This window comes from Mesorhizobium sp. M1365 (genome assembly GCF_040317865.1).
Classification (GTDB): Bacteria; Pseudomonadota; Alphaproteobacteria; order Rhizobiales; family Rhizobiaceae; genus Mesorhizobium.
Genome location: NZ_JAMYLG010000035.1, coordinates 20,370 through 44,646 on the forward strand (window position 1 = coordinate 20,370; position 24,277 = coordinate 44,646).

The window sequence follows — 24,277 nt, forward strand, 5'->3', positions numbered from 1 at the left end:
CTTAGTTATGTTTGAACAGCGTATTTGGTGCCGCTGCGGCCTTCACGAAATGCTTGGTCCGCTTCTCTGCCGGCCGATGGTCCATGAAATCCCCTCCGCACGCACCACGCCGGAAACCTCCTTGCCGATATGATGCTCAAGCACCGGCCGCCATAGCACCAGCGTGAACTCGCGCGATTTCTCGATGACAGCGTATTTTCCGCCGGCGAGCTCGACGGAGCGGCGGAGCGTGCCGTCTATTCGATCTCCACTCTGGGCTTCAGAATAGGACAGACCGAGTTCGTTCGACAACTGGCCGGCCACGCGGTTCAACTCGCGTTGGCGCAGCATCGAAAGCATGTTCGCGCGATAGATGACCCGATCCTGCGCTTCATCCGCGAGACCTTGCGCGATCAGCCACTGCTGTCGACGGGCCTGGACCTGACGTACTTCGCGACCGAAGCCAGAGTCACGCAAGGGCTCAGGATGAGCTGATACGAGCTCCTGGTCGATCCAGGTGGCGCCGTCGAAGCTGACTTGGCTCTCCAGCAGCATTGACGAGAGCTTGTCGACGACAACAGGCTCGGCCCTCGCTCGCTGACGCTCGTAGCCCGCGACGCGGTCGAGATGGTCCGGCGCGATAGTCCATGTACCGTCCGGCTCGCGCTCGACACGACCGGTCGCCCGGCGGATCGCCTCCAGTCGCCGCACGTGCGTTTCGGCAAAGCGTTCGGTGGCCGACGGGTCATGCTTGAGATGGATATCGATGCTGTAGCGCCCGTCATGGGCTGTGGCGATCTCGGCAATTGTGCGGTCGACTCGCCTTGGCCCGGTGTCGCTCGGCGTGACCCGCACTATGCAGCCCTCTGGCGTCGGTTGGGTGGCCTCGCCTTTGCCGATATCAACATAGTGGCTTTTGCCGTCCACGCCGTCGACGACGAGGTAATGGCGGTCAGTGATTTCGTCGGCCAGGCCGCGCGCAACGATGCGGCCGACGACAGGCTGCATCTGCTCTGCAGATCGATCATGGACGACATAGTCGGCGGCACTGCGGGCGAGCCCCTTGCCGGTCAGTTCGCGGTGCATGGTCTTGATGATGTCGCCCCGCTCGCCGATGCGGCGCAGCGTCGCTTCAAGCTCGCCATCAAGGCGCCAGCGGCCCGAGCCGACTTCCTCAGCCAGACCCATCCGCTCGAGCTTGCGCAGGCGGCCCTGGTGCAGCGTCTGGCGAAACGTGTCTCGGCTGGCCGATGAGACATGCCCCTCATGGTCGCGCATGCGGAGCAGCTGCCGATCGATGCTGGTGAAGCGTTCCCGCTCCATTTCCTGGCGCAGGCGTTGCTCGATCTCGCGGTCCGTTCTCGGGCCAAGGTCGAGGCTGACCAGCTCGGCCGCCCGTTCACGGATTCCAGACGAGATGTAGTCTCGCGCGATGACAAGATTTTCGCCGCGGTCATCCTTGCCGCGGACGATAATATGGGTATGCGGATGACCAGTGTTGAAATGATCGACAGCGACCCAGTCGAGCCTGGTGCCGAGGTCTTCTTCCATCTGCGCCATGAGGCGCCGCGTGAGCGGCTTCAGGTCATCATACTCGATGCCGTCTTCAGGTGCGACGATGAAGCGGAACTGATGCCGGTCGCCATCGGCACGATCGATGAACGCCTTGCCATCGACGCGGTCGCTGTCGGCGCTATAGAGCTCGCCAGGCTCGCCTTCGCGGGTGACGCCGTCGCGCTGGAGGTAGCGAAGGTGTGCACGTGCCCCGTCAACACCCTTGCCGGCCAGCTTGACGATACGCGCCTTGACGACGGCGCGCCGCTGCCGAAACGCCGCGTGGCGGTCGCGCGCTCTGAGAACGGCGGCAGCAGCCCCGCCGCGCCCCGCCCGGCTTCCGATGAAGCGGCCACGGCGACCGCTGCCGCCGCCGGCTCGGTTGATCGCGGCGCGGATCTGGCCGGCGAAACGCTTGCCTGCCTTCGAGCCGCGCGATCCGATTTTGCCCAGGCTCGGCTTGAACTCTTCATCCCGCATTGAGCCTCCTAGTAATCTTGCGCAAAATCAAAGCTTTGTCGGCAGCAGCTCTCCTGACGCTGAAGGCAGCCTCCATGAAAAACGATGTGCAGACAAAGACTTCGCCGGCTCCAGGAGGCGATGCCTTTATCTTGCCTTCCGCGGACCTGCCTCCCTGCCTCCCTGCCTCCCTGCCCCGCCCGACCCACGGTACCCCTGCCCTCACCTGCGATCCGGCCGGCCTGACCTTGCTCGCTCCGATCCGAGCGGCACCACGATTTGGCCATTCGGATCGGTCGCGGAAACACCGTTTCGCAGGAAAAACAGCGACTGCCCGGACGGGATTTCCGGCGCTTTTCCGGAACGGGATTTGCCGGTGAACGCGTCCATGTCGGCGGCCGAGATCCCCGCCGCCTTGAGCTCTTCCAGATACGAAACCGTCTCGCTGGGCAGCGGTCGCCCACGCTGCAAATGCTGTTCGTAGCGGTCCGGCCCAGCGTTATAGGCGGCAAACAGGCCGGGAAAGCCGAAGCGGTCATACATGGCGCGCAGATAGGCAGTGCCTGCCAGAATGTTGTCGCGAGGGTCGTGCGGATCGGCTCCCAGGCCAAGCTCTGCGCGAATCTCCTCGTAGGTGCCGGGCATCACCTGCATGAGGCCAATGGCGCCGGCGTGTGAGGCGATCGGCCGTCCGTCCAGCATTGTCTGCCCCCGGCTTTCGGCATCCATGACGGCATAAATCCAGGGCTGTGGAATGCTGAATCGCCGGCTTGCTTCGGCTACCAAGGGCTGCCATCTTGCCAGCTGCGGACCACGGGAGATGGCGGCCGGCTGAGCGTCGGTCGCGGCGGAACAGGCGCATGGCGCTATCGCGACCATGCCCAGCATCAGGAGGGTTACTCGGTCCATAGCGGCACGAGCCTCCCGGCAATATTTTCGGCCGGCACCGGCCCGAAATAGCGGCTGTCGAAGGAGCGGTTTCTATCGTTGCCGAGCAGGAAAAACTCGTCCTGGCCAAGCTTGCGGCAGGCATTCCACCAAGGCAGCGGACGGTGCTGCGTGTCGGTTGCCAGCCGGCGCGCGACAATTTCGCCGCCGATGATGATGGCGTCGCCGAAGGCGCAGACATGCTCGCCAGGCAGCGCGGCAAGGCGCTTGACCAGCGGCACGTTGCTGGGCAGGAAGAAGCGTTCGGCGGCGAGATCGGCGACCGGTTTTGGCGGGCGGACGAGCACGAGATCGCCACGAGCCGGCGATCCGGACGCGACGCGATAGAGGCCGACCGGCGCACTGGCCGAGGCGTTCCAGACCAGCCAGGGCGATGGGTTGTCGAAAGCGGCGAAGCCGATCAGGCCGAGGCCTATTGTGGCCACGGCGATCGTCTTGCGCGCCCGAACGCGCCGCAGATGGCTGCCGATCAGACGGATAGTGGGACGCCGGCTCATGAGCGGCCTCCCTCACCGGCCGAGCCGGAATCATGCCCGGCATCCTCGGGCCTGGTCTCCTGCGCGCGTCCCTTCGACCAGTCGTCGAGCTCGTCGATGTGATAGCGGACATAGCGGCCGTGCTTACGGAATTGCGGGCCACCGCCCTTGAGCCGCATCTTCTCCAGCGTGCGCTGGGACAGCCCGATATAGAAGGCGGCCTGCGCGGTGTTGAGAAACGGACTGCCCTTCTTGGCGCGGGCCGCGCGTTCGTTTTCGTCGTCCATGATGATCCTCGTTTCGTTACGGACAAGCGAAGGCGAGGATCGGCGAGCGAGATCGTTTTGGGGACGGGCGAAGAGTGGGGGGCGAGTTTTCGCCGCCCCCTCCCGAAAGAGCCCCGCGCCGGTTGCGGGGCGGGGCTCGAGGCTGGCGGTTCAGTCGACCGGGTTCCAGATGATGGCGTATGTGTCGTCGTCATCCTGGCCGGCGGCGCGGCCGAGATTGGCGTAGAGCTTGCGCGGGCCGAACTCCGGGGCGGCAATCGAAAGGCTCACATAGTCCTTGCCGGAGGTCTCGCCGGTGCGGATCCAGCCGGCCCCTACTTCGACCCCTTGCGTCAGCACCCGAAAGTCGGGATGGGTGTCGGCGCTCTTTGCCTGATTGGGCACGATGTCGATGTCGGCGCGGACGCTGAGCGTCCTGAGCTGGCCCTTGTAGCCGCCGTTTTCCTGTTTGGTGACGTATCCGATCGCGGTCATTTTCAGTCTCCTTTGGTGCTCGCCGGGGACCATTCCCCTGCGATGGCGGACCGTGATGGGCGCGTCCGGACCGCCGGAACCGGGACGGCCGCAGCGATAGCGGAGGACCCGAGCGGGCAGCTTTTTTGAAGCGAAGCGGCGCGAGGAAGCCGCCGCAGGCGGCGGGGAAAAAAGCTGCTGGCGAGGGTTTCGGGCGGGCCGGATCCGCCCATAGGTCGTCAAGCCAGCCGCAGGGGAATGGTCCCTGAGACACATGGAGACAGGTGGCGCGATCGGCGGCACAACGAACAGGCGGCGATGCAGGGCGCCGGCTGCGCGGGCTCTGTCGGTAACCGGATCGGACAATTGGCCCCATGCGCCTGGCGCCTCGGCAAGCAACCCGGCGTGGTGCAGCGCTGCCGAAACGGGGGCGAGTTGGCGTCGGGATTTCTCGGGCGCGGCACTGGCTCGACATGACGCGCAATCGGCAGCCGGCGCGCCCCGGAGCGCGCGCGCGACCTGAGCGGCGGCACTCGAGAGAACCGCCCCTTGAGGCTGATCGGTTCATTCGCGCACGAACAGCGGCTGCACTTGTGTCCACTGATCGGCGGTGCGGAAGCCGCCGCGGCTGGTGTAGCTTTCGGCCGGGAATTTCATCCAGCGCGGCAACCAGCTCTCGACCCTGGGGCGGCCATTCTCGCCCGCCAGGAAGTCGCGGATGATCTTCTTTTGCGTCTTGACCTTCTCGGCGACATTGCCGTCGGCAACAAGCTTGCCGCCGACCTCGGCCAGCATCGAATTGGCGATTTCCTTGTCGCGCAAGAGGTCGAAGAAGGCATCGTCCGGTTGCCACCATGTGCCCATATCGACGTTCAGATGGTTGCCGAGCGCCTCGATGACGGCGCTGCCGGCTGCAAGCGTCTCGGCCATGACAAGGGTGAGAACGCGCATGACATCGTCGTCGCACAGCGCCAAGAGGCGCGCGAAGACGCCGGCGATGGCAAAGGCGTCGCCATTGCCGCCGGCGACCACGCCATCCTCATCCGGTGATCCGAGCAGGGCCAACACTTCGCGCCGCTTTTTGCCGAATGCAGCTTCAGCCTTGCAGCCGGCAAGGCTGGCAGTCACCGTCTCGTTGGCTGCGCGCTGTGGCTCACGGCGCACCTGCCACAAGCCGGAACCGGTGATGGCGTGCGCCACCACGAGGCGCAGCGCCACGGCGGGATGGTCGAGCATGGCCGCACGCACGGCAGCATGGCGATGCAGATCGACATAGTTCTGCATCGGGCCGGTGAGTTCGGGGCGCGGCGGCTTGGCGGCTGTTTCGTCTTGCTCGCCGCCCTCGCGGGCGCGGCGGGCTTGCTTGTGTGACAGCCAGCCCTCGTGACACTCGACCTCGCCGCGATACGTGACCGCGATGAAGACCTTGCCGCCCTTCTTCTTCGGGGTCTTCTCGTGGTCCCATGGGTGGAAATACTGGCCCGGCTCCAGCAGCACCACCTCGCTCCAGCCGTCGTTGAGATAGGTGTCGCGTCTGGTGGCAATCGCTTCGTTCTGCTTTTGCCAGAACCGGTCGGCATCGGCGAAATAGCTGTCCTCGCCGAACAGGTCCGAGGTGATCAGGCCGGGGTATTCGTCGATGGCAAACAGCGCCACCTTGGTGGAAATCGACTGGCCGCCGAACAGCCATTGCTTCAATTGAAAGCCACGCGGCGCGTATTGATCGGGATCGGCAGACAGTGCCAGCCAGTCCTTCTGCTGCGCCTTGGACGCCATGGTGAGATGGCGCACCGTCTCGGCGTCGATCTCCTCGCGCCGATAGGCTTCGCGGATTTTGGGCAAGAGGTAGCCAAGCGCCAGAATGCGTTTGACCTTCAGGTCAGTGATGCCGAAGGTCGCAGCGATGTCCGGAACGGTGCGGCCTTGCCTGACGAGCCGCGAAAACGTCTCCCATTGCGATACTTCGTCAGGATCGAGGCGGGCGAGGTTTTCGATCAGCGAGGCTTCCAGCGCATCGGCGTCGTCACCGTCCTCCATGATGGCGCAGGGCAAGGGATCGCCTTCGCCGCGCTCGTCGGCAAGCGATTTCGCGGCGAAATAGCGCCGCCTGCCGGCGACGATCTCGAAGGTTTCCGGCTGGCCGTTCGGCCGCACAAGGAGAGGCACCAGCACGCCGCGCGCACGCACGGAGGGCAGGATGTCGGATATGTCGGGCGCGCGTTTTCCATGGCGCATGTTGAGCGCGCAAATGTTGAGCTGATCCAAGGGAATGTGGGCAAGCTGCATGGTTACTCTCCTTTCGCTTTGGTTGAGGTTGTCCCCGCCGCAGAGGCCGAAGGCCGGCGCGGCGGGACGGTTTTTGCGTCTATCGGCGCTGCTGTTCCGCCGTGTCGGGCGGAAGCTCGGAATGGGGCTTTGAAAGGGCGTCTGCTGCCTGCCGCAGAATTCGCTCGGCCTCGGTGATGTGGCGGCAAATGCGGGCGGCTTCGGCATAGACGGAGAGCGGAAAGCGCGCCTGGAAATGCAGGTCGCGCTCTATGCCGAGGCCAAGCGGACCTTTTACGGATGCAAGCTCGGCCAGACTGACGCTGCCGAGTTCGGGGAAGCCGAAGCCGAGATCGCAAAGGCCGAACAGCGTGTCGCCATCGGCGTCGAGTTCGCTCAGAAGCCACGTCGCGGCACCTGTCGGATCGAACAGTTTCACAACGGGAAAATGGTCGATGTCGGCCTCGGCGGCGCCATTGGCGAGCAGTCGTGCGCGCAGTGGATCGGTGATCAGGATCATGGAAAGACTCCTTGTCATCAGAACAGGTCGAGTTGATTTCTGCTGGCTTCATCGAAGAGGCCGATATCGAGCGGCTTTTGCGCCGCGCGCGGACACATCGGCGCGTCCATCAGGAGGGTGAGCCGATCGCGCGTGGTGATCGGCCGGACACCGGGAATGAGCATCTGCTCGCCTTGCGGCGTCGGCTCGCTCGCGGTCAGTTGAGGATCGCGCATCGTCATGCCGCAATCCCTTCCTGCGCCTCGCCTTCGGCATCGGCCTGAAGGCCAAGCAGGAAATCGGCGGCCTTGGAGGCAAGACTGGCGGCACGGAAGATCGCGCGGTTGTCCTCGCGCAGCACCTTCAGCCATGAGCCGATGTAATCGGCATGACGCACGGTCGGCTCGATACCGAGATTGCTGCAGACGAAGGCGGCAGTGATTTCGGCGACCAATTCTTCACGCGCGTAAGCCTTGGAGCCGAACGAGCCGGAGAGGTCGCGAGCAAGCCGCGTCGGGTGGCCGGTCCAGTGGCCAAGCTCGTGAAAGCAGGTCCGGTAATAGTCGATCTGGTGATGGAACGCCGGCTGCGGCGGCACCTGAATGTGGTCGCTGCCCGGCATGTAGAAAGCGCGATCGCCGCCGACTCTGAAATCCGCACCGCTGGCGCGAATGAGCGTCTCGGCCTGCGGCACGATCTCGCACTGAGGCAGCGGCTCGGCGGCGGCATAGAGGTCTTCCGGAAGATTATCGCACTGCGCGACATTGAAGACGGTGAAGCGCTTCAAAAAAGGCACGGCCTGTGGTTCATCGCCCTCGTGGCGTGCGCGCTCCTTCTCGTCCTTGGGGACAAAGCGGTCGGCATGCACGATGGTCGTGCCGCGCTCGCCCTTCCTGACGTTGCCGCCAAGGACGAGCGCCTGCCGGAAGGTGAGCCAGTTCTGGCTGGGATAGCTGCGCTCGATGACCGCGCCCCACAGGATGAGGATATTGATGCCGGAATAGGTGCGCCCAGAGGATGCATTCCTCGGCAGGCCAAGGCCTGCCTTTGCGCTGCCCCATGGCTTGACCCATGGCACGGTGCCGCGCTCCAGCTCGGCAATGATGCGGTCCGTGATCTCCTGATAAAGGCTGGCGCTGGGGCGCCCGCCCTTGCCTGCGCCAGCCTCTGTGCTGGCACAACGCTTGCTGTTTGCATGCATCGTCTCATCCTCCGCTCGCCAATCGCCGCGCCTTTCCCCGGAAGCGGGGTGGGCGGCGAGTCGCGACCGGAAAGGCCCGCCGTGGTAGACGGACCGCATCCGAAGGACCGGAACGAAGAGGAGGACCCTGAGCGGCAGCGAAGGGTTGCGGGCTGCCGCGGCGGGCCTAGAAGGGAGTGCCGCCCACCCCGCGCCACCGGGAAAGGCCAACAGACAAACCGCGCCGCCCGCAAGGGCGGCGGCCGTCACAGCCCGAAGGGCTGCCCACGCCAAGGGGCGAAGCCGAATGGCCGAGACCGCCTGAGCTTGCCGAAGAAAAGCGGGCTCGGTTCACGAGCACCTGGTGCGCGTCGTCAGGCGCGCGGGCGCCCGCCAGGACGGCAGGCTGGACAGATTTTTCGAACGGATCGCGATAAATACTTCAAATGAATGCTGCACCGAAAACATGTGCGATGCAGCATTTTCGCAAGCATTTACCACGGACGCTCAGACCCGAGACTTCCGCCACCCAGCCTTGCGCGCGGCTTCCTCCGAACAAAACCAGCGCTCGCCTTTCAACAGGTTGATGCGCGTCTCCCAGTAATATTCCTGTCCGGGAACATGATAGATTCGCTCGCCCGTGTTGTAGCTGATATTGGCTTTGATGTTGCAGCCGACAGCGGCAGGGCCGATTTCGAAGGCAAGAAAGCCAGCCAGGATTGTTCCACCAGCAACGATCTTTGCCCACAACGGAACGTCCTTCGAACGATGGCGCTCGCCATACCTGCGACGGTTGTACCGATTGTCTTGATAGCGATGGTTGCCCACGCCCCTTCTCCCCGAAGAGAGAATGCGACGTTTGCAGCCTGGAGTCTATAAGTCTGGTCTAATTCACCGGCCCTGTTCCGAACCATTGAATGAACGGCGCATCCTTACCCGTGATATCCTTCACCGTCTTTAACAGCGCGTCATGGGTGCGTTGGAGAGCCCGGTAATGGTCGCTGCTAGGTGATAGAAGCGGCTGGACGATGCTCTTGTGCAGCCGTTCCGCCTCCGCCAGAAAGCGCTCGATTTCAGCCTGTGAAAGCTGCCTGGAAAGTTTGGTCCTAGCCATTGCGATCTCCGTTGAGGAATCGCCCCACCTAGGATTATCATCCTATATCGGCATGGCCTGGTAAAGACCCACCCGCAGCGGAATGGCAGCTTGCCGAAGAAAAGCGCGCTCGGTTCACGGCACCGGCGCGAGCCGTTAGGCGCGCGGGCGCCCGCTAGGACCGCAGGCTGGACAGAATCTCGCACGGATCAGCGTCAAGCGCCGCAGTTAAGTCGAGAAACTCGATGACGTCGAGACGACGCTCTCCACCCTCGTACTTGGCCACGAAGGATTGGGGACGATCAAGCTTCTCGGCCACCTGCGCCTGAGTCAGGCCTTTGGCCTTGCGCAGGGAAACCAGCTGGGCCAGAAACCGCTGGTGGCGGGGCGATCGAAGAGACTTGGGCATGTAGGCGAACCGGTCGGGTAAAGACCGGATCAGCGACTAATCCCGGTTTCGGATTATCCCATTTTGGGATATGCTGCGGGCGCTCAACAGGCGAGGTTCGCAGGCATGAATCGATCAATGGGAACAGATGAGACTCGAAACTCAACTCTGTGCGACGAAGTCCCCTGGTCGGAGAACCTCACGAGCTACGACAGGGAGCATTTCACGATCTACCTGCGGATCCTGGATGCCTGCGCCGACAATGCCAGCGAAGAGGAGATGGCCGATCTCATTCTCGGCATCGACCCGGCCCTTGAACCGGTCCGCGCCCGCAAGGCTCTTCGCAGCCATATCGACCGGGCGAACTGGATGGTGACGACCGGCTACAAGGAACTGTTCGCCGGCTGACGCACAGCACGGATTGTCATGCTCTTCAAACAAGGAAGTTCAGATACCCGTCACTCATGAGCGCACGGCCGCGAGAGACGGCGCGGCGGGAGCGGTCACAACTGGTTCGCGTGCTGTTTGACTGCCATTTCCAGTGCTTGGCTCAGAGGCACAGCCTTGGAGAACAGGAAGCCTTGAGCGGTTCGGCAGCCAAGCTTGTGCAGGGTTTGCCGATCCGCCTCTGTTTCGACGCCCTCGGCCATGACCTCGATCCCGAGCATGTTACCGAGATCGATGACCGATTTGACAAGCAGTCGGTCCTCTCGGGACTTGGCCAAGCCGCGAATGAAGCCCTGGTCTATTTTGACCTTGCGTATCCGACTGTCCTTGAGCGATGCCAACGTAGAAAAGCCGGTGCCGAAGTCATCGAGCGCGATGGAAATGCCGGCATGTGAAAGCCGTCCGAGCTTTTCATCCACTCTGTCCGGGTCAACCGGGGATTCTTCGGTAATCTCGATCTCGAACATCGTTGCAGGGAGACCTCTTGCCGCCAGACCATCCAGAACCATGTCGTCGATATCGCCGGCTTCCAGTTCGCGCGGTGAAACATTCATCGCCACACGGAGATCACGACAGTCAGCTTTCACCAAGCCGTCGATAAAAGCACAACAGTCGGCGAATACGGTTTGCGTCAGCAGCTGAAGCATTCCGGTTTCGCGTGCAGCTGTGATGATTTCGGGTGGAGAGATGGCACCATGAGTCGGATGGGACCACCTCAGCAAGGCTTCAAAGCCGACCACGGCCTCGGTGTCGAGTTTCACGATCGGCTGGAACCAAGGTTGCAAGCTTCTCGTCTTTATCGCCGAATGAAGGTCCCGTTCGACGGACTGGCGGCGTTGCAGTTCCCTGTCGAGTTCGGCATCGAACAGGCAAAATTCGTTCCTGCCACGACGCTTGGCCGTATAAAGGGCGATATCCGCCCGCAACAACATTTCGGTCAGGCCCGGGCTTTCCGCCAGATATATTCCTATTGATGCCCCGACCCGGACGGACGCGACCTCGATATAGGGGCGGGCAATTTTGGCTATGATATTGGAGGCGAGATCACTGGCAGAAAGCGAAACCCTCGTTGAGGGAAAAAACAGCACGAATTCATCGCCGCCGATACGAGCGAGCGTTGAGCCTTCCGGTGCTTCCTCCTCTATGCGGCGGGCGATCCTGACAAGCAGTTCATCACCGGTCCTGTGACCGTAGGTATCGTTGACGGATTTGAACCCGTCCAGATCAACCAGCATTGCCACGAAGGGGCCATCCGCGGTCTCGAAACGTCCTATTGCGTCTTCGAGGCCACGCCTGTTGAGAAGGGCCGTCAGGTGGTCCTGCCTGGAACTGGCCTTCATCTCCGCCGCAAGCCGCTCGGCCTCATGCCTCAGGCGGCTCGCTTCGCGGAACCGTGCTTGCCCAACAAACGAAGCTCGAACCAAGCCGCCCATGAAGAGCAGAACGGTAAAAGCCAGAATGTAGTCTTCAAAATTGCCTTTCGCCAAAAGGCAAGCCACCGTGATGAGGAGCGGAGGTGTGATGAAGTTGGTCGCCGCCGCGGCATACGAACTGCCGTATGTAACCGCACCAGCGGAAATGCCCGCCAGAATGACCAGATGCAGCGGTGCTTGAGGTGTCGTGTATCCAACAGTCAGGACGGCCAGGAAGGACCAGGCAAACCCTGCCAGAAGAGCAAGGATGCCAAACCAGCGAAGCCGCGGCAAAACCCCCACTAAACCGTCATGGCGCCCCGTTTCCTTTAGCTGATAACGCGCGAGTGCAAGGCGGGCGGCATTTATCGCATTGACGACCAGGAACCAGATTGCAGCGGCAAAGCCGCTGCCAGAAAGGGCGTGCACCGCCCAAATCAGGCCTGACAGGATACCGCTTATCGGCATCGACACGAAGAGGCCGGTCCTCAGGTCAGCAAGCTGATCCTGACGGATTTTGGCCTCCAGCGTGTCTACTTTCTTCGGGGCCATGGACGGACCAGCTTGCTCCCATCGTTGTTCGCGAGGACAAGCTTACGCAGGCCCACTGAAGGACGGGTTAACTATCCAGCGGGGGTAACCAGTGCGCTCACCATGTCTTCGGGGCGCACGTCTGCTCTTGGCCTTGCCGTCTGACCATCGAGCTCTTGCCCGCACGCGTGCCTTGATCCGAATCATCCCAGGATCGGCAACGTCACCATGGAATCAGCCCTGCCAACGGCATCAACGCGCCCGGCGAGACAAAAGGAAGCCGGGCCGAGATAGCGTTCCAGAGCGGCAGCGCTGCCTGCGATTCACCGCCTGAGCATGGCCGAAATGCCATGGCGGATAAAGGGAAGATATTGGGCAAAGCGAAGCCCTGCATGTCTTGCAAGCCGTGCCGCCGGGTGCTCGCCTGAGTAGAGAGCGACAAGCGCATTCGTAGCATGATAGAGCGGTGCCGCCGACAGACGCAGCCGGCTTTCGTATCTGCCGAGTATGTCGGGATCAGCAATGTCGCGGCGCTCGCGACATGCCGCCAGCATTCTGTCGGCGAGTTGCTTCTGGCCACTGAGGCCGATGTTGAAGCCATGCGCGGTCACCGGGTGCATGCCGAGGGCAGCATCGCCGATCAGTGCCGCACTCGGAGCCCAGAACTTGTGCGCCAAGGTCGTGACCAGCGGATAGGCATGGCGGGTGCTTGCCAAGGTCATCTCTCCGAGGCGTCCTCGACACCGGCTCGTCGATTCCGTGAGGAACAAATCGTCGTCGAGAGCAAGCAGTCTGTCGGCCTCGCTTGAGCGCAAAGTGAGAAGCAGCGACGACACGCCTTCCATGAGCGGCAACATCGCTATCGTCTGATGGTGATCGAACCATTCGACCGCGATCTGGTGATGGGCGCGCTCGTGCCTCACCCGGCAAATCAGCATGGAGTTGCCAAGCCGATTGATGTCGGCGCCAATGCCGAGCAGGTCGCGCGTCGCGGACAAACGCGAATCCGCTGCAACGAGCAGCCGAGCGGCCAATTGCCTGCCATCAGAGAGCGTTATGACTGCTTCTTTGTGGCTGGTTGTTGCATTGACGACCGAGCGGCCGCACAGCAGCTGGGCATGATCCTGGAAGTGGACAAGCTTGAACAGGGCGTCGCGGATCCGACAATTTGGGACCAGAATTCCGAGTGGTTCCCCAGATCCGCTGGGAGAATCGAAGCTCAGGGCGAAAGGGCTCGATCCGTTGAGCACGCGCGCGCCTTGTAGCGGTGATTTGTCCGAAGCGGGGATGGCATCCCAGGCGCCGAGCTCGCGAAGGATTCCAACCGATGCGTGGGTCAGCGCGATCTCGCGACTGTCGAAAGCCGGATTCGCCAGGCTTTCGAGCGACTGCCGTTCAACCACTGCCACCTTGAGTCGGCTCTGGGCAAGCGATGCGGCGAAGGAAAGTCCGACCGGCCCGGCTCCGACGACAATGACGTCGAATCTATCGACAGAGCCGGCCATCAGCGTGCCGCCATAGCGTCGGCTACCTGCGACGAAGGGCACTGGAACGCATCGCAATCGATCCACGGTTTGCGGCTCATCTCCCCAAGCGTCTCCACGCGACCTAACCGTCCGTTAGACATCCGTTCTCCGTTCAAAAATGCTCAATAAACCATGCCTATGAAGAGATAACCCTGATGTGGATCAACCAGGCTCGATAAACGCGGCAACGGCGGGTTCACGGTCGACTGGTCGATCGCCACGCCATGGTCTGGTCAGGTCATCATGGAATGGCCGGCTTCCCGTTCGGTGCGGCCCTTTCAAGGCGGTAACAGGGGTTCGATTCCCCTTGGGCGTACCAGCAAAATCAAGCACTTAGCATATGTTTCCGTGTCATGTGGAAAAAGGTGGATTTGGGTGGAGATTGATGGAATCAGATAGCCGAACGTTGAAATTGGCTCCTATATGAGTGCTTGGGGGGCCAGATGCATTGTGAGGTTGAGTTTCTGCCGGTTGGCTCCGGCTCCAAAGCCGGTGACGCCATTGTAGTGCGTTATGGCGACGCTGCCGCTTATCATCTGATGTTGGTCGACGGCGGACATGCAGAAACCGGAGACAACATCGTAGCGCATCTCAAGAAGCAGTTCGGGCCATTTCCTGTTCTGGAGCATGTGGTGTTGACGCATTCCGATGCGGACCATGCTTCGGGGCTGCGCACGGTTTTGAGCGAGATTCCTGTGCGAAATCTCTGGATGCATATCCCTTGGCTCCTCGCCGAGGAGTCCCGTCACCTTTTTTCGGATAAGCGATGGACTGCTGAGGGGCTGAAGTCCGCTGTAAAGGCCGAATACGGGACGATCAGCGAAATCTACGACTTAGCTTCGGAAGCTGGCACCAATATTTTCTTTCCATTCCAAGGCACGGACATCGGCCCTTTCCGCGTATGCTCGCCCAGCCGCGTTTCGTACAGTTATCTCTTGCCGCAATTCGAAAAGACTCCCGATCCGGACCAGGCCGCGATTGAGGCGGCACAGATGTGGTTAGGCAAGGAGTCGCTCGCGCGCAAGATCTTGGAAGCAGCGAAGGCCGCGCTGCATGGTTGGACGACGGAGAGTTGGGAAAACGAGCGTTTGCAAGACGGGGGAATCACCAGCGCCAGCAATGAAACGAGCGTCGTACTGTATGGCTCTTTTGAGAACGACGCCCGTGTGCTTCTCACGGGGGACACAGGGGTAAATGGATTGCGATGGGCGGCCATTTATGCGGAGAGCGTAGGCCTTCCACTTCAAAAGTTTAGCTTTGTGCAAATCCCCCATCACGGCAGTCGACGCAACGTCGGCCCCACGATTCTTACGCGTCTTTTAGGAGAAATTCAGGCGGAGGTTTCTGCATCACGTTTCAGTGCTTTTGTTTCTGCACCTAAGGACGACGAAAAACATCCCCGCCGGATCGTGTTAAACGCCTTTAAGCGCCGTGGCGGCCATATCATTGCAACTCAAGGCATCGGCAAGGTTCATTGGGGAGGTTTCCCGGCACGTGCTGGATATGACGTTGCGGAAAGTCTGCCATTCTACACACAGGTCGAGGAATATACGTGAGCACAGATGGACCGCCGCGCTCGTTGAAAGATCAGACCCGCTGGCAGCTTTGGCTTACGATTGCCGCGAATTTTGCTTTGTTTTATGGGGTGGCACAGTCTGACGCTCTTGCGGTTTCCGGCATCAAGGGCCTGCTGGTGGGGGCCGCAAACCTTCTTCCGGTCGGGCTAGCTCTCATTGTTACATCAGTCGCAAACGGCCTTCTGAACGCCGCTGCGAAAGCCCGCTTGGTGTTTCTTCGATGGCACTTTGCATTGCCTGGACATCGAGCCTTTAGCAGGCACGGGCCGACAGATCCTCGCATCGATATGTCTCGACTGAAAGACTCTTTGGGAGATACTTTTCCCCGAACACCGGGTGACGAAAATCGCCTGTGGTATCGGTTTTACAAAGACGTCGAGTCAGAGACCGCAATCCTCCATGCTCACAGGGAATTTCTGTTTACTCGCGACTACGCCGCTTTTTCGTTCCTGTTTCTTTTCGGCTTTGGGACCGCAGCGGTTTTCATGGTGCAGTCCCTGAGGGTGTCGTTTATCTATTGCGCCGTTCTGCTGCTACAGTTCTTGGTTGTTCGCCACTCGGCGGCAACCTATGGTGTCCGGTTGGTAACAACGGTGCTGGCGCGCCACGCAGCGAAGACGGTTTGAATTTCCGGGTAGTATAGGCTCCTCTTACCCTCACGCCGTCCTCCAAACCTCGACGCTGGTAAAGAGTTCGGACTCGCCCGAGGCGGCGGCTAGTCCAAACCCGGCCGTGTTGTTGGTTCCCGAACACCAATGCTCGACGCGGTGCGCCTTGCCGGCGAGAGCGGTTCCCCATCCGAACGAGTCGGTTTGTTGGTGAGGGCTGGTGTCAGCCACCGCGCTAGAGCCGGAGGCGACCACAACACCGTCAGTGACATTGAAGAGCCTGGCGATGTGTTGTGTGGCTCCCCATGCCGGCGCCCGCCACCGGACCCTGCAATTTACCGATGGCGTGAATTCGTCGCCGGCCAAGGTGATGACACCAGCGGGATCATATGACTTGGCGTTCAAGGTTCGTGGTCGAAATACACATTTCTTATGTCTGCACTTGCCGTCGTGGCGCTCGCCCTTTCGGCATGCTCGGCGGCGGCTTTCGAGTTCGAACGCCTCACCGTCACCAACGCCAGCTACGACAATCCGCCCGCCGAGCGCATAGAAGAAAGGGCCTGATGCCCGAGGCGATGCGTCAAGGTGCATTGCGGTCCCGACGATGGAACCGACAACGTCTTCGCCGACTTTTCCTACCGTGTCACGTTCCAGCCGGACGGCGGCATAGACGTCACCGAGTGGTAAGTTGGCCTTGACCGATGTTCCTATTCCGTTCAAGTGTAGGAATAAATTCATACGGTGAAGAATGCCGAGGCGATGGGCTGATGAGGCCGAACTATCCCGCGCTTATCATGGTGTGCGCCAACGCGGGGAAGCGGGTCACGCTCTCCCCGGATACCGCACTATTCGTCGGATTGAAGCTGTTGACTGCCTCGGCGAAACCAACGGCCGCCGAGTCGCACTTATGATCTGCGATAGCAACTGTGAGCGCCCGTGTTACCCCTGCCAAGGCAAGGCCAACGGGATAGTCCGCGCCTACGGCACTGCGCCGGCTAGCGCCGGTCTACACAGACAAGCATATGTTTACACTACTGAAAAGTCGGCGAGACGCCCGGAATTGCGTGACCTGTTACTTTGGCAGTACTTTTCTATTTACTAATTTAGTAGGGGGCTTGTATTATGGCTTGTTTCCGAGATGAAAAGGGGTCTGCAATGAAAGCTTACGGCAAGATCCTACTTGTCGCCGCAACGGGTTTGTTACCTACGGCGGCGTATTCTGATACGTGCGATACGGGGAAAGACTCTTGCAGCATAACATGCCCCAAGCGCTGCTATGCGTCTTGGGATGCCACCGCAAAAACCTGCAGCAAGGGCTGTAGGGACACGCTGGTTGAGAAGAAGAGTCACTCTCTTTATATGTCAATCAACGGATTGACGAAGCAAGAGCTAATGTCGCTCTTGAAAGGAAAAAAGCTCGCAGATTGAGATTGTTACGTTCCGGCGGTCAAGGTCTTGCCGGTTTCGAAAGCGATCATGTCTGCATTTCCTTGTTTGAGAACTCTAGATCTATATCAAGAGGATGGCGAGGCCACGGGGCGACGCAGTCCAACTGGCTTTCCGGGATCTCGCCGGACAGGATGCAGCCGTATCGGTCATAGGCGCCGATACCTGGGGCGAAGAACCATGGGGAACGCCCGGCGGCATCGGTGTGGGCGCCGTCCTCCTCGTCTCGAAAAGGGCGGAGCGGCCCGACACAGAGGCCGCCTCGGGTGCGATAGGTTCCGCCGGTCCTGACGTCGATTGGTTCGCCAAGATCTTGGTCTTGACCGGCTTTAGCGAGCCTGGCTGCGGCCAAGATCAACTTGCTGAATTCGGGCAATTCTATATTTTGGGTGACGGCCATATCGAAGCGTCCTCTTTGGTTGTGGTTAGAGCCGGCGAGTGTTTCTATCACTCGCCGGTTCACTCACACTTCGACAAATCCATTCGCAAATCAAGTACAAAACGTGCTTGCCACGTTTTATCAGGTGATGGCGGAAGATATCTTCCAATGTTGTTTGCGATATGCAAACGATACTGATTTTTAGTTTGCGATATACAAACGGAGGTCTAGAATCCCCGAATGCTAAGGAGTCAGTGCAGGCGCGTGCTCGCGACACTCTCTATGCGGCTCGTCGCCCGATAGATGAATTGTGCCGGACAGCCAGAGCCTGCCGGAGGCGTGCGGGTCCGCCGTGCGTATGATCTTATCTCGGGCAACGGGGGGAAACCGCATCCGTCGCAGCCAAGCCGTTCTTGACGACGACGCCGACGTGAGAGGCATTCAAGGATTGAAGCCGCCGTGCGTGCTTGCTGACGCCCGCATTCAGGGCAGCTTTGAAGTCGTTGTTAACGCGGAGCACGGTTGCTCGGGCGAATTGGCAGGCAAACGGCCGCGCCAATCCTGCAGGTCGGCTTCCGTCAAGCAATGCAATTCTTTGTGAGCAATAGCGGCGTCGGACAGAATGTGCTTTCGCATACGATTGCCGGCATCAAGGCGAGCGCCGCGAGCGCGCTCAACCTTCTCGCGTTCTAGTATGTAAGCCTCGGTGACACTGCGGACAGTTACAGGGTCGCCAGCGGCCTTTGAGACGGCCTCGATACGTTTTGCCTCGACCAGTCTTCTGCGGCGCGACGCGGTAGCCCAGGTGCACGGTCGGGTCGATTGATCGCCAATGAGTTCCGGGCGCCAATTTCGCACCCGCGGCCTTAGTCGTGACCGCCGACTCTTCAAGCGTTCTTAGCATCACTTCCCCCGCGACTCGTCTAATATTCGCCTAATATCGCCCCGCGTAGACCTGTGGAGGCCAATGGAGAGATGCCCGCTAACTTATTGGATTATATGGAAACGTATGGAAAAATAGCAATGCGCGGAGCGGCACAAACGCAGCACTTTCCTGGCCGAAAGTTCGGCAACGTATTCTGGCTGATCCGTTCGCACCCGTCGCGCGCCGAAATCGGCATGAGGCGAAGCAACCGGGGAAAATATTCGAGCGAGTCCTCGCAGGGCAGGCTGGGTCAAGTGCGTGGCTCGTCGCGGTCGATCAGGATCCGCTCGGCGGCGCCATCGAGATCTTCATATTGGCCGCTCCTCAAGGCCCACAGGAACCCGGCCAGCCCAAGCGCCCCGAGGAACAGGGCCACAGGTACGAGGTAGGCGAGCGTCGTCATCAGGATTGTGCCAGTGCGCCAATGTCGGAGCGCCTGTCATGTCGGGCATCTTGCACCGATGCATTTGACACGAAACCTTGCAGGCGTAGCGCATTGCCGATGACCAGGAGGGACGAGGCGGACATCGCGACCGCCGCGATCAGTGGCGTAACGTGCCCCAGAATGGCGACCGGCACGGCGATGCCATTGTAAACGATCGCGATGGCGATGTTCTGCCGGATCAGCCGTCCGGCCTTCCGCGAAATGTCTAAAGCAAGTGGGACCGCCAGAAGACTTTTACGCAGGAACACGAAATCCGCGGCGTTGCGCCCGATATCCGCCGCCGTGGCCGGAGCGATCGAAACGTGTGCGGCGCCCAATGCAGGCGTGTCGTTGAGCCCATCGCCGACCATCAGAACCTTGTGGGCAGTTCGGGTCAATGCTTCGATCTGTTCGACCTTTCCGGAGGGAAGCAACGCGGGAACGAAGCGCTCGACGCCCAGTGCTTCCGCGACCTCGCCGCAGGCAGCTTCTGTGTCGCCCGACAGCATCTCCACCGACACGCCGGCGCCGTTCAGTTGCTCGATGGCCGCCTTGGCATCGGCACGCAGCTCATCCTCGAAATCGAAAGTCGCGACAATGACCCCGTCCTTCGTCAGAACGGTTCCGCCATAGCCTTGTTTGCCTTCGCCGCCGGTGCGGGCTTTCAACTCACCCCATCCGCGGCGACCCAGCCGCCAGGTACTGCCCTCGGCGATGGCTTCGATGCCGAAGCCCGGATGCTCGCTGACGGACACGAGTTTCGCCTGGCCGGCAAAGGCTGCGTTGCCAGCGATTGCCTTCGAAAAGGGATGGCGGGAATGCGCTGCCATCTCGGCCGCCATGGCGAGCATCGTCGGATCGATGGACGGCGCATTGATCAGCCTGGGCAGTCCGAGCGTAAGCGTGCCGGTTTTGTCGAACAATGCCGTGTCGATCCCGGCCAAGCGCTCCATGGCGGAGCCGTCCCTGACCATGACGCCGCTTTCAAACAGCCGCCGCGCAGCGACCAACTGCACGATCGGCACGGCGAGACCGAGCGCACACGGGCATGTAATGATCAAAACGGCGATCGCGATTGTTATTGCCCGGTGCCAGTCGCCGGTCGCCGCCATCCAGCCGAGGAACGTCACAAAGGCGGTGAGGTGGACCACGGGGGCGTAGAGCGCGGAGACGCGATCGGCGATCCTGCGATGGCGGGCGCGGCCGCCCTCTGCCGCTTCCATCAGCCGAACCATTTCGGCCAGGAAGGAATCCTTCGCGGCGGCCGTCGCCTCGATGGTCAGTGGACCGGTGAGATTGAGTGTACCGGCCTGGACCTGCGCCCCCGGGCCCACCGGTCTGGGCGTGCTTTCCCCGGAAACCAGGGAACAGTCGAGATCCGATGCCCCGCCAATGATCCTGCCGTCGATGGGCACCCTCTCGCCAGCCGCAATCAAGAGCGCCATTCCTGGTTCGATCTCGCCAACCGGCAAGTAGTCGCGCGAACCATCCTCGCGCAGCACCATGGCGCCGCGCGCCGCCAGCCGAGCCAGTCCGTTCACGGCCGTCCGCGCCCGTTCCCGCATCACGTGATCCAGCGTGCGGCCGATCAGCAGAAAGAACAGCAGCGACACCGACGCGTCGAAATAAGCATGGTCGCCATGGTTGATCGTCTCGTAGAGGCTCATGGCGTAAGCGAGCGATACCCCGACCGCGATCGGCACGTCCATGTTCATGCGGCTGTGGCGCAGCGCATTCCAGGCCGACTTGAAGAAGATGCCGCCGGCGAAAGCGAGCGCAGGAATGGCAATCAAGGCCGAGACCCAATGGAACAGGTCGCGGGTCGCGCCTTGCGCGCCGGACCAGACGGAGACTGATAGCAGCATGATGTTGCCCGCCGCAAAGCCGGCGACCGCGACGGCGCGGATCAGTTCCGAGAGCGTCCTGTCCTTCCCGTCAGCCTCGGGATCGAACAGGTGCGCGCCATAGCCCAGCCGTCCAAGTGTGGCGACGAATGGCGGAACCTCGTCGCCGCGCCACCGGACCGAAACACGTTTCGTTGAAAGATTGACACGAGCGCCTTCGACGCGATCCAGCTTGCCGATCGCCGTCTCGATCGTCTGGATGCAGGCGGCACAATGCACAGCCGGCACCGAAAGGTCGGTCTGGCGAAGATTTTCGCCAATCGAGCGGCTCGCCAGTCTGATTTCCTGGCCAGAAGGCAGGACCAGTGTGACCTTTTCCAAGTCCAATGCCATTTCGGCGCCTGGCGCGCAGCAGCTCATTGCAGCGCCCCGCGGGAAATCATGATCCGGCGAACGTCGCGATAGGGTTCCGCAAGGCTCGCATCGGCGTCGATTTCGACGATCCAGACGCCATCCGTGGGCATGTGGTGCGCGGCGAATATCTGACCGGAGGCAGCGGCAAGAGTGACGGATTTGTCCTCGGCCTCGTAGGCGGGATGACGAAACAGCACCTTGACGCCATGCAAGGCAACCGGCTTGCCGACAGCATCGGTGAGGCTGTAGCGGACCTCACCGCCTGCGATGGTCAGTTTGCCAGTCCAGCCGAGGGCTGCCTGAGCTCGCCCCTCCTCGGCCTTCTTGTTGAACTGCTGGCTCGCCACATAGGTGTTTTCGACGACAAGGCCGGTCCAGCTCGTGTTGGCGAGCGTCGCCATTGTCAGATTGACCGCTATGACCACGCCGAAGAAGCCAAGGATGGTGAACAGCATATGCCTGCCGGTGAATTCGCGGGATTGTCGCGAGGTGTCGCTCATCTGGCGCTCTCCGGTGCGTTGAAAGTGGCCGTGTATTCGTCCGACTCGAACGTTGCCTTGTTTTCGACCCGGAACTTGAAGCTTTGCGCTGCACCCCGAACCTGATCTGCCGGCTGACGCACGAAAACCTTGAGCATCTTCAGCCGGTCGGGTTCGACCGGGATGGCGAAGGAACGATCCGCCGGCAGGTCGATGCCGACAACGCTCATTTCGGCTCCATGCAGGCCCTGCATCGTGACAATGATCGTTCTTGGTTCGGGGATCATGTTGAGCAGCTTGACGGTGTAGCCGTTGCGGATCGAACCGTCGGACAGCGTCACGAACTGCGGGTTGCGATCGTGCAGGACATTCAATTCGAGCCGTTCGCGGGTCAGCAGCGAATAGAGCAGCGCGAGACCGGCCGCCGACCAGGCGACCATGTAGATCAAGGTGCGCGGGCGAAAGATCTTGCGGATATGGAAACGGGCCACGTTGTCGGAGAACAGGCCGTCAGCGCTCCTGACCAGTGACGGGTTGACTGAACCGGAGCCGCCCGGGGTCGCCAGCATCATGTTGGCGTTGTAGTCGGCCAGCGTCGCATAGGAGATCAACCCGCGCTCCCTGCCGAGCTTGTCCATGATACCGTCACAGGTATCAATGCAGAGCGCGCAGGTGATGCATTCAAGCTGCTGGCCATCACGAATGTCGATCCCCATCGGGCACACCGCGACACAGGCATTGCAGTCGACGCAGTCGCCGACTGGCTGCCCGGCGGCCTGGACCTTCTTGGCGTGACGTGAGCGCGGTTCGCCGCGCCAGTCATTGTAGGTGACAGTGAGCGAATTCTCGTCGAGCATGGCTGCCTGGATGCGCGGCCATGGGCACATGTAGGTGCAGACCTGCTCGCGCATCAGCCCGCCGAACGTATAGGTCGTCGCTGTCAGCACGGCGACGGTGATGTAGGTGACAGGCGCTGCCGTGCCGGTGAAGAGTTCGCCAAGCAGCGTCGGCGCATCGGCGAAATAGAAGATCCAGGCGCCGCCGGTCAGCACCCCTATGACCAGCCAAATGGCGTGTTTCGATGTTCGCAGCACGAGTTTGCGCGCAGTCCAGGGCCCGGCATCGAGCTTCATGCGCGCGTTGCGGTCGCCCTCGATGGCTCGCTCGACGACCAGAAACAGATCGACCCACACGGTCTGCGGGCACGTATAGCCGCACCAGGCCCGGCCGACGGTGGATGTGATCAGGAAAAGGCCGATACCGGCCATGACCAGCAGGCCGGCCACATAATAGAATTCCTGCGGCCAGATCTCGATGAAGAAGAAATAGAAGCGGCGGTTGGCAAGATCGACCAGCACGGCCTGGTCCGGGGCAAATGGCCCGCGATCCCACCGCAGCCAGGACGTCAGGTAGTAGATCCCCAGCGTGATTGCCATCACCGACCACTTGAAGCGGCGGAAACTGCCAGAGGCCCGGTTCGGGAAGATCTTCTTGCGTGCGGCATAGAGCGGCTGACGGGTCTTGGCGGAGTTGACCGCATCGGCTTCGAGCCGTTCTATTTGCGTGTTATCGAGCACGAGAAGCTCCAGTCACCAGCGACGATTTCGCCGGAAGCCCGACGCATCCGATGTCGAGGCCCGGCTTGCGCCGGGCCTCGTCGCTTGGCGAGGGGGGAGGAGAATAGGCTTCCGTTCCTATTCGCCACCGCCAAGCGAATGCACTTAGACTGCTCGTTCCTTGGCCTTTGATGTCGAGGCCCGGCTCGCGCCGGGCCTCGTCGCATGGCGGTGGGGGGAGGACGAGAATAGGCTTGCCTTCCTATTCTCCGCCGCCAAGCGAATGGACATAGACCGCGAGTTCCTTGACCTTGATCTCGCCGAGACGCCCGATCCATGCCGGCATGACGCCGTGCTTCGGCGCGCGGACCTGCGCGGCGATGGCTGTTTCGCCAGACCCGTATAGCCAGATCGCGTCGGCCAGGTCGGGTGCGCCGAGCTCCCTGTTGCCCTTTGCATTCTCACCATGACAGGCCGCACAATTCTCGGCGAAAACATTGGCGCCGAGTTCGATCAGGCTTGTGTCCTGAACAGGATCGGAGAGGCTTGCGACATAGGCGCCGACCTGCTTGATCTGATCCGTCGTGATGATGTCGCCAAAAGCAGGCATTTCCGACAGGCGCGTATCCGGGTCTGATGCGAAGCGGATGCCGTGCGCAATCGTCTGCTGGATCTGTTCGGCGTTGCCACCCCACAGCCAATCGTCGTCGTTTAGGTTGGGAAAACCCTTGGACCCTTGAGCGCCCGAGCCATGGCACTGCACGCAATTGACCTTGAACGCGGCGCCACCTGCGGCGACGGCGAATTCGCGTAGCGTATCGTCGGCAGTAATCTCGGAGACGGTCTTCGCCTGAATGGCAGCGACAAATTTACCCTTGGCCACTTCGGCCGCGGCCAGTTCATTCTTGACGTCTCTGCGGCTCGAATACCCCAGCACACCCCTGGTCGCGGAAGTCAGCATCGGCCATGCCGGATAGACGACGGTGTAGCCGATCGCCCAGGCAATGGTGATGTAGAAGGTGATGACCCACCAGCGGGGAAGCGGGTTGTTGAGTTCCTTGATGCCGTCCCACTCATGGCCGGTCGTCGAGATACCCGAAACCTCGTCGATATGCTCGCTGCCCATGA

24 protein-coding genes and 1 tRNA gene are annotated in these 24,277 nt (G+C 61.3%); 5 read left to right on the plus strand and 20 right to left on the minus strand.

Features of this window, described 5'->3' with window-relative positions; translation table 11 throughout:
• Nucleotides 1-42 precede the first annotated feature (42 nt).
• The 12 genes from rlxS to NKH04_RS26055 all read right to left on the minus strand — a co-directional run bounded on the left by rlxS (nucleotide 43) and on the right by NKH04_RS26055 (nucleotide 9,602).
• On the minus strand, nucleotides 43-2,013 hold the full coding sequence (gene rlxS, locus NKH04_RS26000) for a relaxase/mobilization nuclease RlxS (RefSeq protein ID WP_353045173.1): 1,971 nt from the start codon (nucleotides 2,011-2,013) through the stop codon (nucleotides 43-45).
• 201 nt (nucleotides 2,014-2,214) lie between these two features.
• Nucleotides 2,215-2,901, minus strand: a complete 687-nt coding sequence (locus NKH04_RS26005; RefSeq protein WP_353045174.1) for a lytic transglycosylase domain-containing protein — start codon at nucleotides 2,899-2,901, stop codon at nucleotides 2,215-2,217.
• A complete protein-coding gene (gene lepB / locus NKH04_RS26010; protein ID WP_353045175.1) occupies nucleotides 2,889-3,437 on the minus strand; it encodes a signal peptidase I in 549 nt (182 codons plus the stop codon). Before lepB ends, NKH04_RS26005 begins: the two co-directional genes overlap by 13 nt.
• Nucleotides 3,434-3,703 (minus strand): helix-turn-helix transcriptional regulator, encoded by a 270-nt coding sequence (locus tag NKH04_RS26015; protein ID WP_023679653.1) that lies wholly within the window; start codon nucleotides 3,701-3,703, stop codon nucleotides 3,434-3,436. The genes lepB and NKH04_RS26015 overlap by 4 nt, the downstream gene beginning before the upstream one ends.
• A gap of 150 nt (nucleotides 3,704-3,853) precedes the next feature.
• The gene (locus NKH04_RS26020; RefSeq protein WP_352474126.1) at nucleotides 3,854-4,177 is read right to left on the minus strand and encodes a DUF736 domain-containing protein; all 324 of its coding nucleotides are present in this window, start codon (nucleotides 4,175-4,177) and stop codon (nucleotides 3,854-3,856) included.
• Nucleotides 4,178-4,720: 543 nt separating this feature from the next.
• Nucleotides 4,721-6,442, minus strand: coding sequence for a ParB/RepB/Spo0J family partition protein (locus NKH04_RS26025; protein ID WP_353045176.1), 1,722 nt, complete (start codon nucleotides 6,440-6,442; stop codon nucleotides 4,721-4,723).
• 79 nt (nucleotides 6,443-6,521) lie between these two features.
• Complete coding sequence (locus NKH04_RS26030; RefSeq protein WP_353045177.1) at nucleotides 6,522-6,941, minus strand: DUF2958 domain-containing protein; 420 nt, start codon at nucleotides 6,939-6,941, stop codon at nucleotides 6,522-6,524.
• A gap of 17 nt (nucleotides 6,942-6,958) precedes the next feature.
• Nucleotides 6,959-7,162 carry a hypothetical protein gene (locus NKH04_RS26035; protein WP_352549568.1) on the minus strand — a complete coding sequence of 68 codons (204 nt, stop codon included), beginning with the start codon at nucleotides 7,160-7,162 and terminating at the stop codon, nucleotides 6,959-6,961.
• On the minus strand, nucleotides 7,159-8,121 hold the full coding sequence (locus tag NKH04_RS26040) for an ArdC family protein (RefSeq protein ID WP_353045178.1): 963 nt from the start codon (nucleotides 8,119-8,121) through the stop codon (nucleotides 7,159-7,161). The genes NKH04_RS26035 and NKH04_RS26040 overlap by 4 nt, the downstream gene beginning before the upstream one ends.
• Before the next feature lie 486 nt (nucleotides 8,122-8,607).
• Entirely contained in the window at nucleotides 8,608-8,928 is a 321-nt protein-coding gene (locus NKH04_RS26045; protein WP_352529543.1) for a sunset domain-containing protein, read from the minus strand.
• Nucleotides 8,929-8,986: 58 nt separating this feature from the next.
• Nucleotides 8,987-9,214 carry a hypothetical protein gene (locus NKH04_RS26050; protein WP_352529541.1) on the minus strand — a complete coding sequence of 76 codons (228 nt, stop codon included), beginning with the start codon at nucleotides 9,212-9,214 and terminating at the stop codon, nucleotides 8,987-8,989.
• A gap of 154 nt (nucleotides 9,215-9,368) precedes the next feature.
• Nucleotides 9,369-9,602, minus strand: coding sequence for a helix-turn-helix domain-containing protein (locus tag NKH04_RS26055; protein WP_023679646.1), 234 nt, complete (start codon nucleotides 9,600-9,602; stop codon nucleotides 9,369-9,371).
• 117 nt (nucleotides 9,603-9,719) lie between these two features.
• Between NKH04_RS26055 and NKH04_RS26060 the strand changes: the two genes are divergently transcribed.
• Nucleotides 9,720-9,989, plus strand: a complete 270-nt coding sequence (locus NKH04_RS26060) for a DNA -binding domain-containing protein (protein ID WP_023722036.1) — start codon at nucleotides 9,720-9,722, stop codon at nucleotides 9,987-9,989.
• A 95-nt stretch (nucleotides 9,990-10,084) separates the two neighbouring features.
• On the opposite strand, the gene NKH04_RS26065 is transcribed toward NKH04_RS26060, so the two are convergent.
• Together NKH04_RS26065 and ubiM are read right to left on the minus strand one after the other, a co-directional pair.
• On the minus strand, nucleotides 10,085-11,992 hold the full coding sequence (locus tag NKH04_RS26065; RefSeq protein ID WP_352938819.1) for a putative bifunctional diguanylate cyclase/phosphodiesterase: 1,908 nt from the start codon (nucleotides 11,990-11,992) through the stop codon (nucleotides 10,085-10,087).
• A 302-nt stretch (nucleotides 11,993-12,294) separates the two neighbouring features.
• Nucleotides 12,295-13,476, minus strand: coding sequence for a 5-demethoxyubiquinol-8 5-hydroxylase UbiM (ubiM, locus tag NKH04_RS26070; protein ID WP_353045188.1), 1,182 nt, complete (start codon nucleotides 13,474-13,476; stop codon nucleotides 12,295-12,297).
• Nucleotides 13,477-13,716: 240 nt separating this feature from the next.
• Between ubiM and NKH04_RS26075 the strand changes: the two genes are divergently transcribed.
• The 4 genes from NKH04_RS26075 to NKH04_RS26090 all read left to right on the plus strand — a co-directional run bounded on the left by NKH04_RS26075 (nucleotide 13,717) and on the right by NKH04_RS26090 (nucleotide 16,246).
• Nucleotides 13,717-13,816: transfer RNA gene (locus NKH04_RS26075), tRNA-Glu, on the plus strand.
• 124 nt (nucleotides 13,817-13,940) lie between these two features.
• A complete protein-coding gene (locus NKH04_RS26080) occupies nucleotides 13,941-15,053 on the plus strand; it encodes a ComEC/Rec2 family competence protein (protein ID WP_352706916.1) in 1,113 nt (370 codons plus the stop codon).
• Nucleotides 15,054-15,076: 23 nt separating this feature from the next.
• A complete protein-coding gene (locus tag NKH04_RS26085) occupies nucleotides 15,077-15,700 on the plus strand; it encodes a hypothetical protein (protein WP_352813722.1) in 624 nt (207 codons plus the stop codon).
• Between the two features lie 414 nt (nucleotides 15,701-16,114).
• Complete coding sequence (locus NKH04_RS26090; RefSeq protein WP_353045179.1) at nucleotides 16,115-16,246, plus strand: hypothetical protein; 132 nt, start codon at nucleotides 16,115-16,117, stop codon at nucleotides 16,244-16,246.
• Nucleotides 16,247-17,156: 910 nt separating this feature from the next.
• Here NKH04_RS26090 and NKH04_RS26095 read toward each other — a convergent pair.
• From NKH04_RS26095 to ccoP, 6 genes are all read right to left on the minus strand, one after another.
• Entirely contained in the window at nucleotides 17,157-17,528 is a 372-nt protein-coding gene (locus NKH04_RS26095) for a hypothetical protein (RefSeq protein ID WP_353045180.1), read from the minus strand.
• 1,154 nt (nucleotides 17,529-18,682) lie between these two features.
• Complete coding sequence (ccoS, locus tag NKH04_RS26100; RefSeq protein WP_352595335.1) at nucleotides 18,683-18,835, minus strand: cbb3-type cytochrome oxidase assembly protein CcoS; 153 nt, start codon at nucleotides 18,833-18,835, stop codon at nucleotides 18,683-18,685.
• Entirely contained in the window at nucleotides 18,835-21,120 is a 2,286-nt protein-coding gene (locus NKH04_RS26105; protein WP_353045181.1) for a cation-translocating P-type ATPase, read from the minus strand. Before NKH04_RS26105 ends, ccoS begins: the two co-directional genes overlap by 1 nt.
• Nucleotides 21,117-21,614 carry a FixH family protein gene (locus NKH04_RS26110; RefSeq protein WP_352516165.1) on the minus strand — a complete coding sequence of 166 codons (498 nt, stop codon included), beginning with the start codon at nucleotides 21,612-21,614 and terminating at the stop codon, nucleotides 21,117-21,119. Before NKH04_RS26110 ends, NKH04_RS26105 begins: the two co-directional genes overlap by 4 nt.
• A complete protein-coding gene (gene ccoG / locus NKH04_RS26115) occupies nucleotides 21,611-23,170 on the minus strand; it encodes a cytochrome c oxidase accessory protein CcoG (RefSeq protein ID WP_352813724.1) in 1,560 nt (519 codons plus the stop codon). Before ccoG ends, NKH04_RS26110 begins: the two co-directional genes overlap by 4 nt.
• A gap of 241 nt (nucleotides 23,171-23,411) precedes the next feature.
• The gene (gene ccoP, locus NKH04_RS26120) at nucleotides 23,412-24,275 is read right to left on the minus strand and encodes a cytochrome-c oxidase, cbb3-type subunit III (protein WP_353045182.1); all 864 of its coding nucleotides are present in this window, start codon (nucleotides 24,273-24,275) and stop codon (nucleotides 23,412-23,414) included.
• Nucleotides 24,276-24,277 lie beyond the last annotated feature (2 nt).

Coding starts and splice junctions, on each gene's coding strand:
- NKH04_RS26055 (WP_023679646.1), bottom strand. CDS start 9,602: ATGCCCAAGTCTCTTCGATCGCCCCGCCACCAGCGGTTTCTGGCCCAG.
- NKH04_RS26025 (WP_353045176.1), bottom strand. CDS start 6,442: ATGCAGCTTGCCCACATTCCCTTGGATCAGCTCAACATTTGCGCGCTC.
- NKH04_RS26015 (WP_023679653.1), bottom strand. CDS start 3,703: ATGGACGACGAAAACGAACGCGCGGCCCGCGCCAAGAAGGGCAGTCCG.
- NKH04_RS26090 (WP_353045179.1), top strand. CDS start 16,115: ATGTCTGCACTTGCCGTCGTGGCGCTCGCCCTTTCGGCATGCTCGGCG.
- NKH04_RS26035 (WP_352549568.1), bottom strand. CDS start 7,162: ATGACGATGCGCGATCCTCAACTGACCGCGAGCGAGCCGACGCCGCAA.
- NKH04_RS26030 (WP_353045177.1), bottom strand. CDS start 6,941: ATGATCCTGATCACCGATCCACTGCGCGCACGACTGCTCGCCAATGGC.
- ubiM (WP_353045188.1), bottom strand. CDS start 13,476: ATGGCCGGCTCTGTCGATAGATTCGACGTCATTGTCGTCGGAGCCGGG.
- ccoS (WP_352595335.1), bottom strand. CDS start 18,835: ATGACGACGCTCGCCTACCTCGTACCTGTGGCCCTGTTCCTCGGGGCG.
- NKH04_RS26095 (WP_353045180.1), bottom strand. CDS start 17,528: ATGGCCGTCACCCAAAATATAGAATTGCCCGAATTCAGCAAGTTGATC.
- NKH04_RS26020 (WP_352474126.1), bottom strand. CDS start 4,177: ATGACCGCGATCGGATACGTCACCAAACAGGAAAACGGCGGCTACAAG.
- ccoP (WP_353045182.1), bottom strand. CDS start 24,275: ATGGGCAGCGAGCATATCGACGAGGTTTCGGGTATCTCGACGACCGGC.
- NKH04_RS26080 (WP_352706916.1), top strand. CDS start 13,941: ATGCATTGTGAGGTTGAGTTTCTGCCGGTTGGCTCCGGCTCCAAAGCC.
- NKH04_RS26005 (WP_353045174.1), bottom strand. CDS start 2,901: ATGGACCGAGTAACCCTCCTGATGCTGGGCATGGTCGCGATAGCGCCA.
- NKH04_RS26065 (WP_352938819.1), bottom strand. CDS start 11,992: ATGGCCCCGAAGAAAGTAGACACGCTGGAGGCCAAAATCCGTCAGGAT.
- NKH04_RS26040 (WP_353045178.1), bottom strand. CDS start 8,121: ATGCATGCAAACAGCAAGCGTTGTGCCAGCACAGAGGCTGGCGCAGGC.
- lepB (WP_353045175.1), bottom strand. CDS start 3,437: ATGAGCCGGCGTCCCACTATCCGTCTGATCGGCAGCCATCTGCGGCGC.
- NKH04_RS26060 (WP_023722036.1), top strand. CDS start 9,720: ATGGGAACAGATGAGACTCGAAACTCAACTCTGTGCGACGAAGTCCCC.
- rlxS (WP_353045173.1), bottom strand. CDS start 2,013: ATGCGGGATGAAGAGTTCAAGCCGAGCCTGGGCAAAATCGGATCGCGC.
- NKH04_RS26050 (WP_352529541.1), bottom strand. CDS start 9,214: ATGGCTAGGACCAAACTTTCCAGGCAGCTTTCACAGGCTGAAATCGAG.
- NKH04_RS26110 (WP_352516165.1), bottom strand. CDS start 21,614: ATGAGCGACACCTCGCGACAATCCCGCGAATTCACCGGCAGGCATATG.
- NKH04_RS26105 (WP_353045181.1), bottom strand. CDS start 21,120: ATGAGCTGCTGCGCGCCAGGCGCCGAAATGGCATTGGACTTGGAAAAG.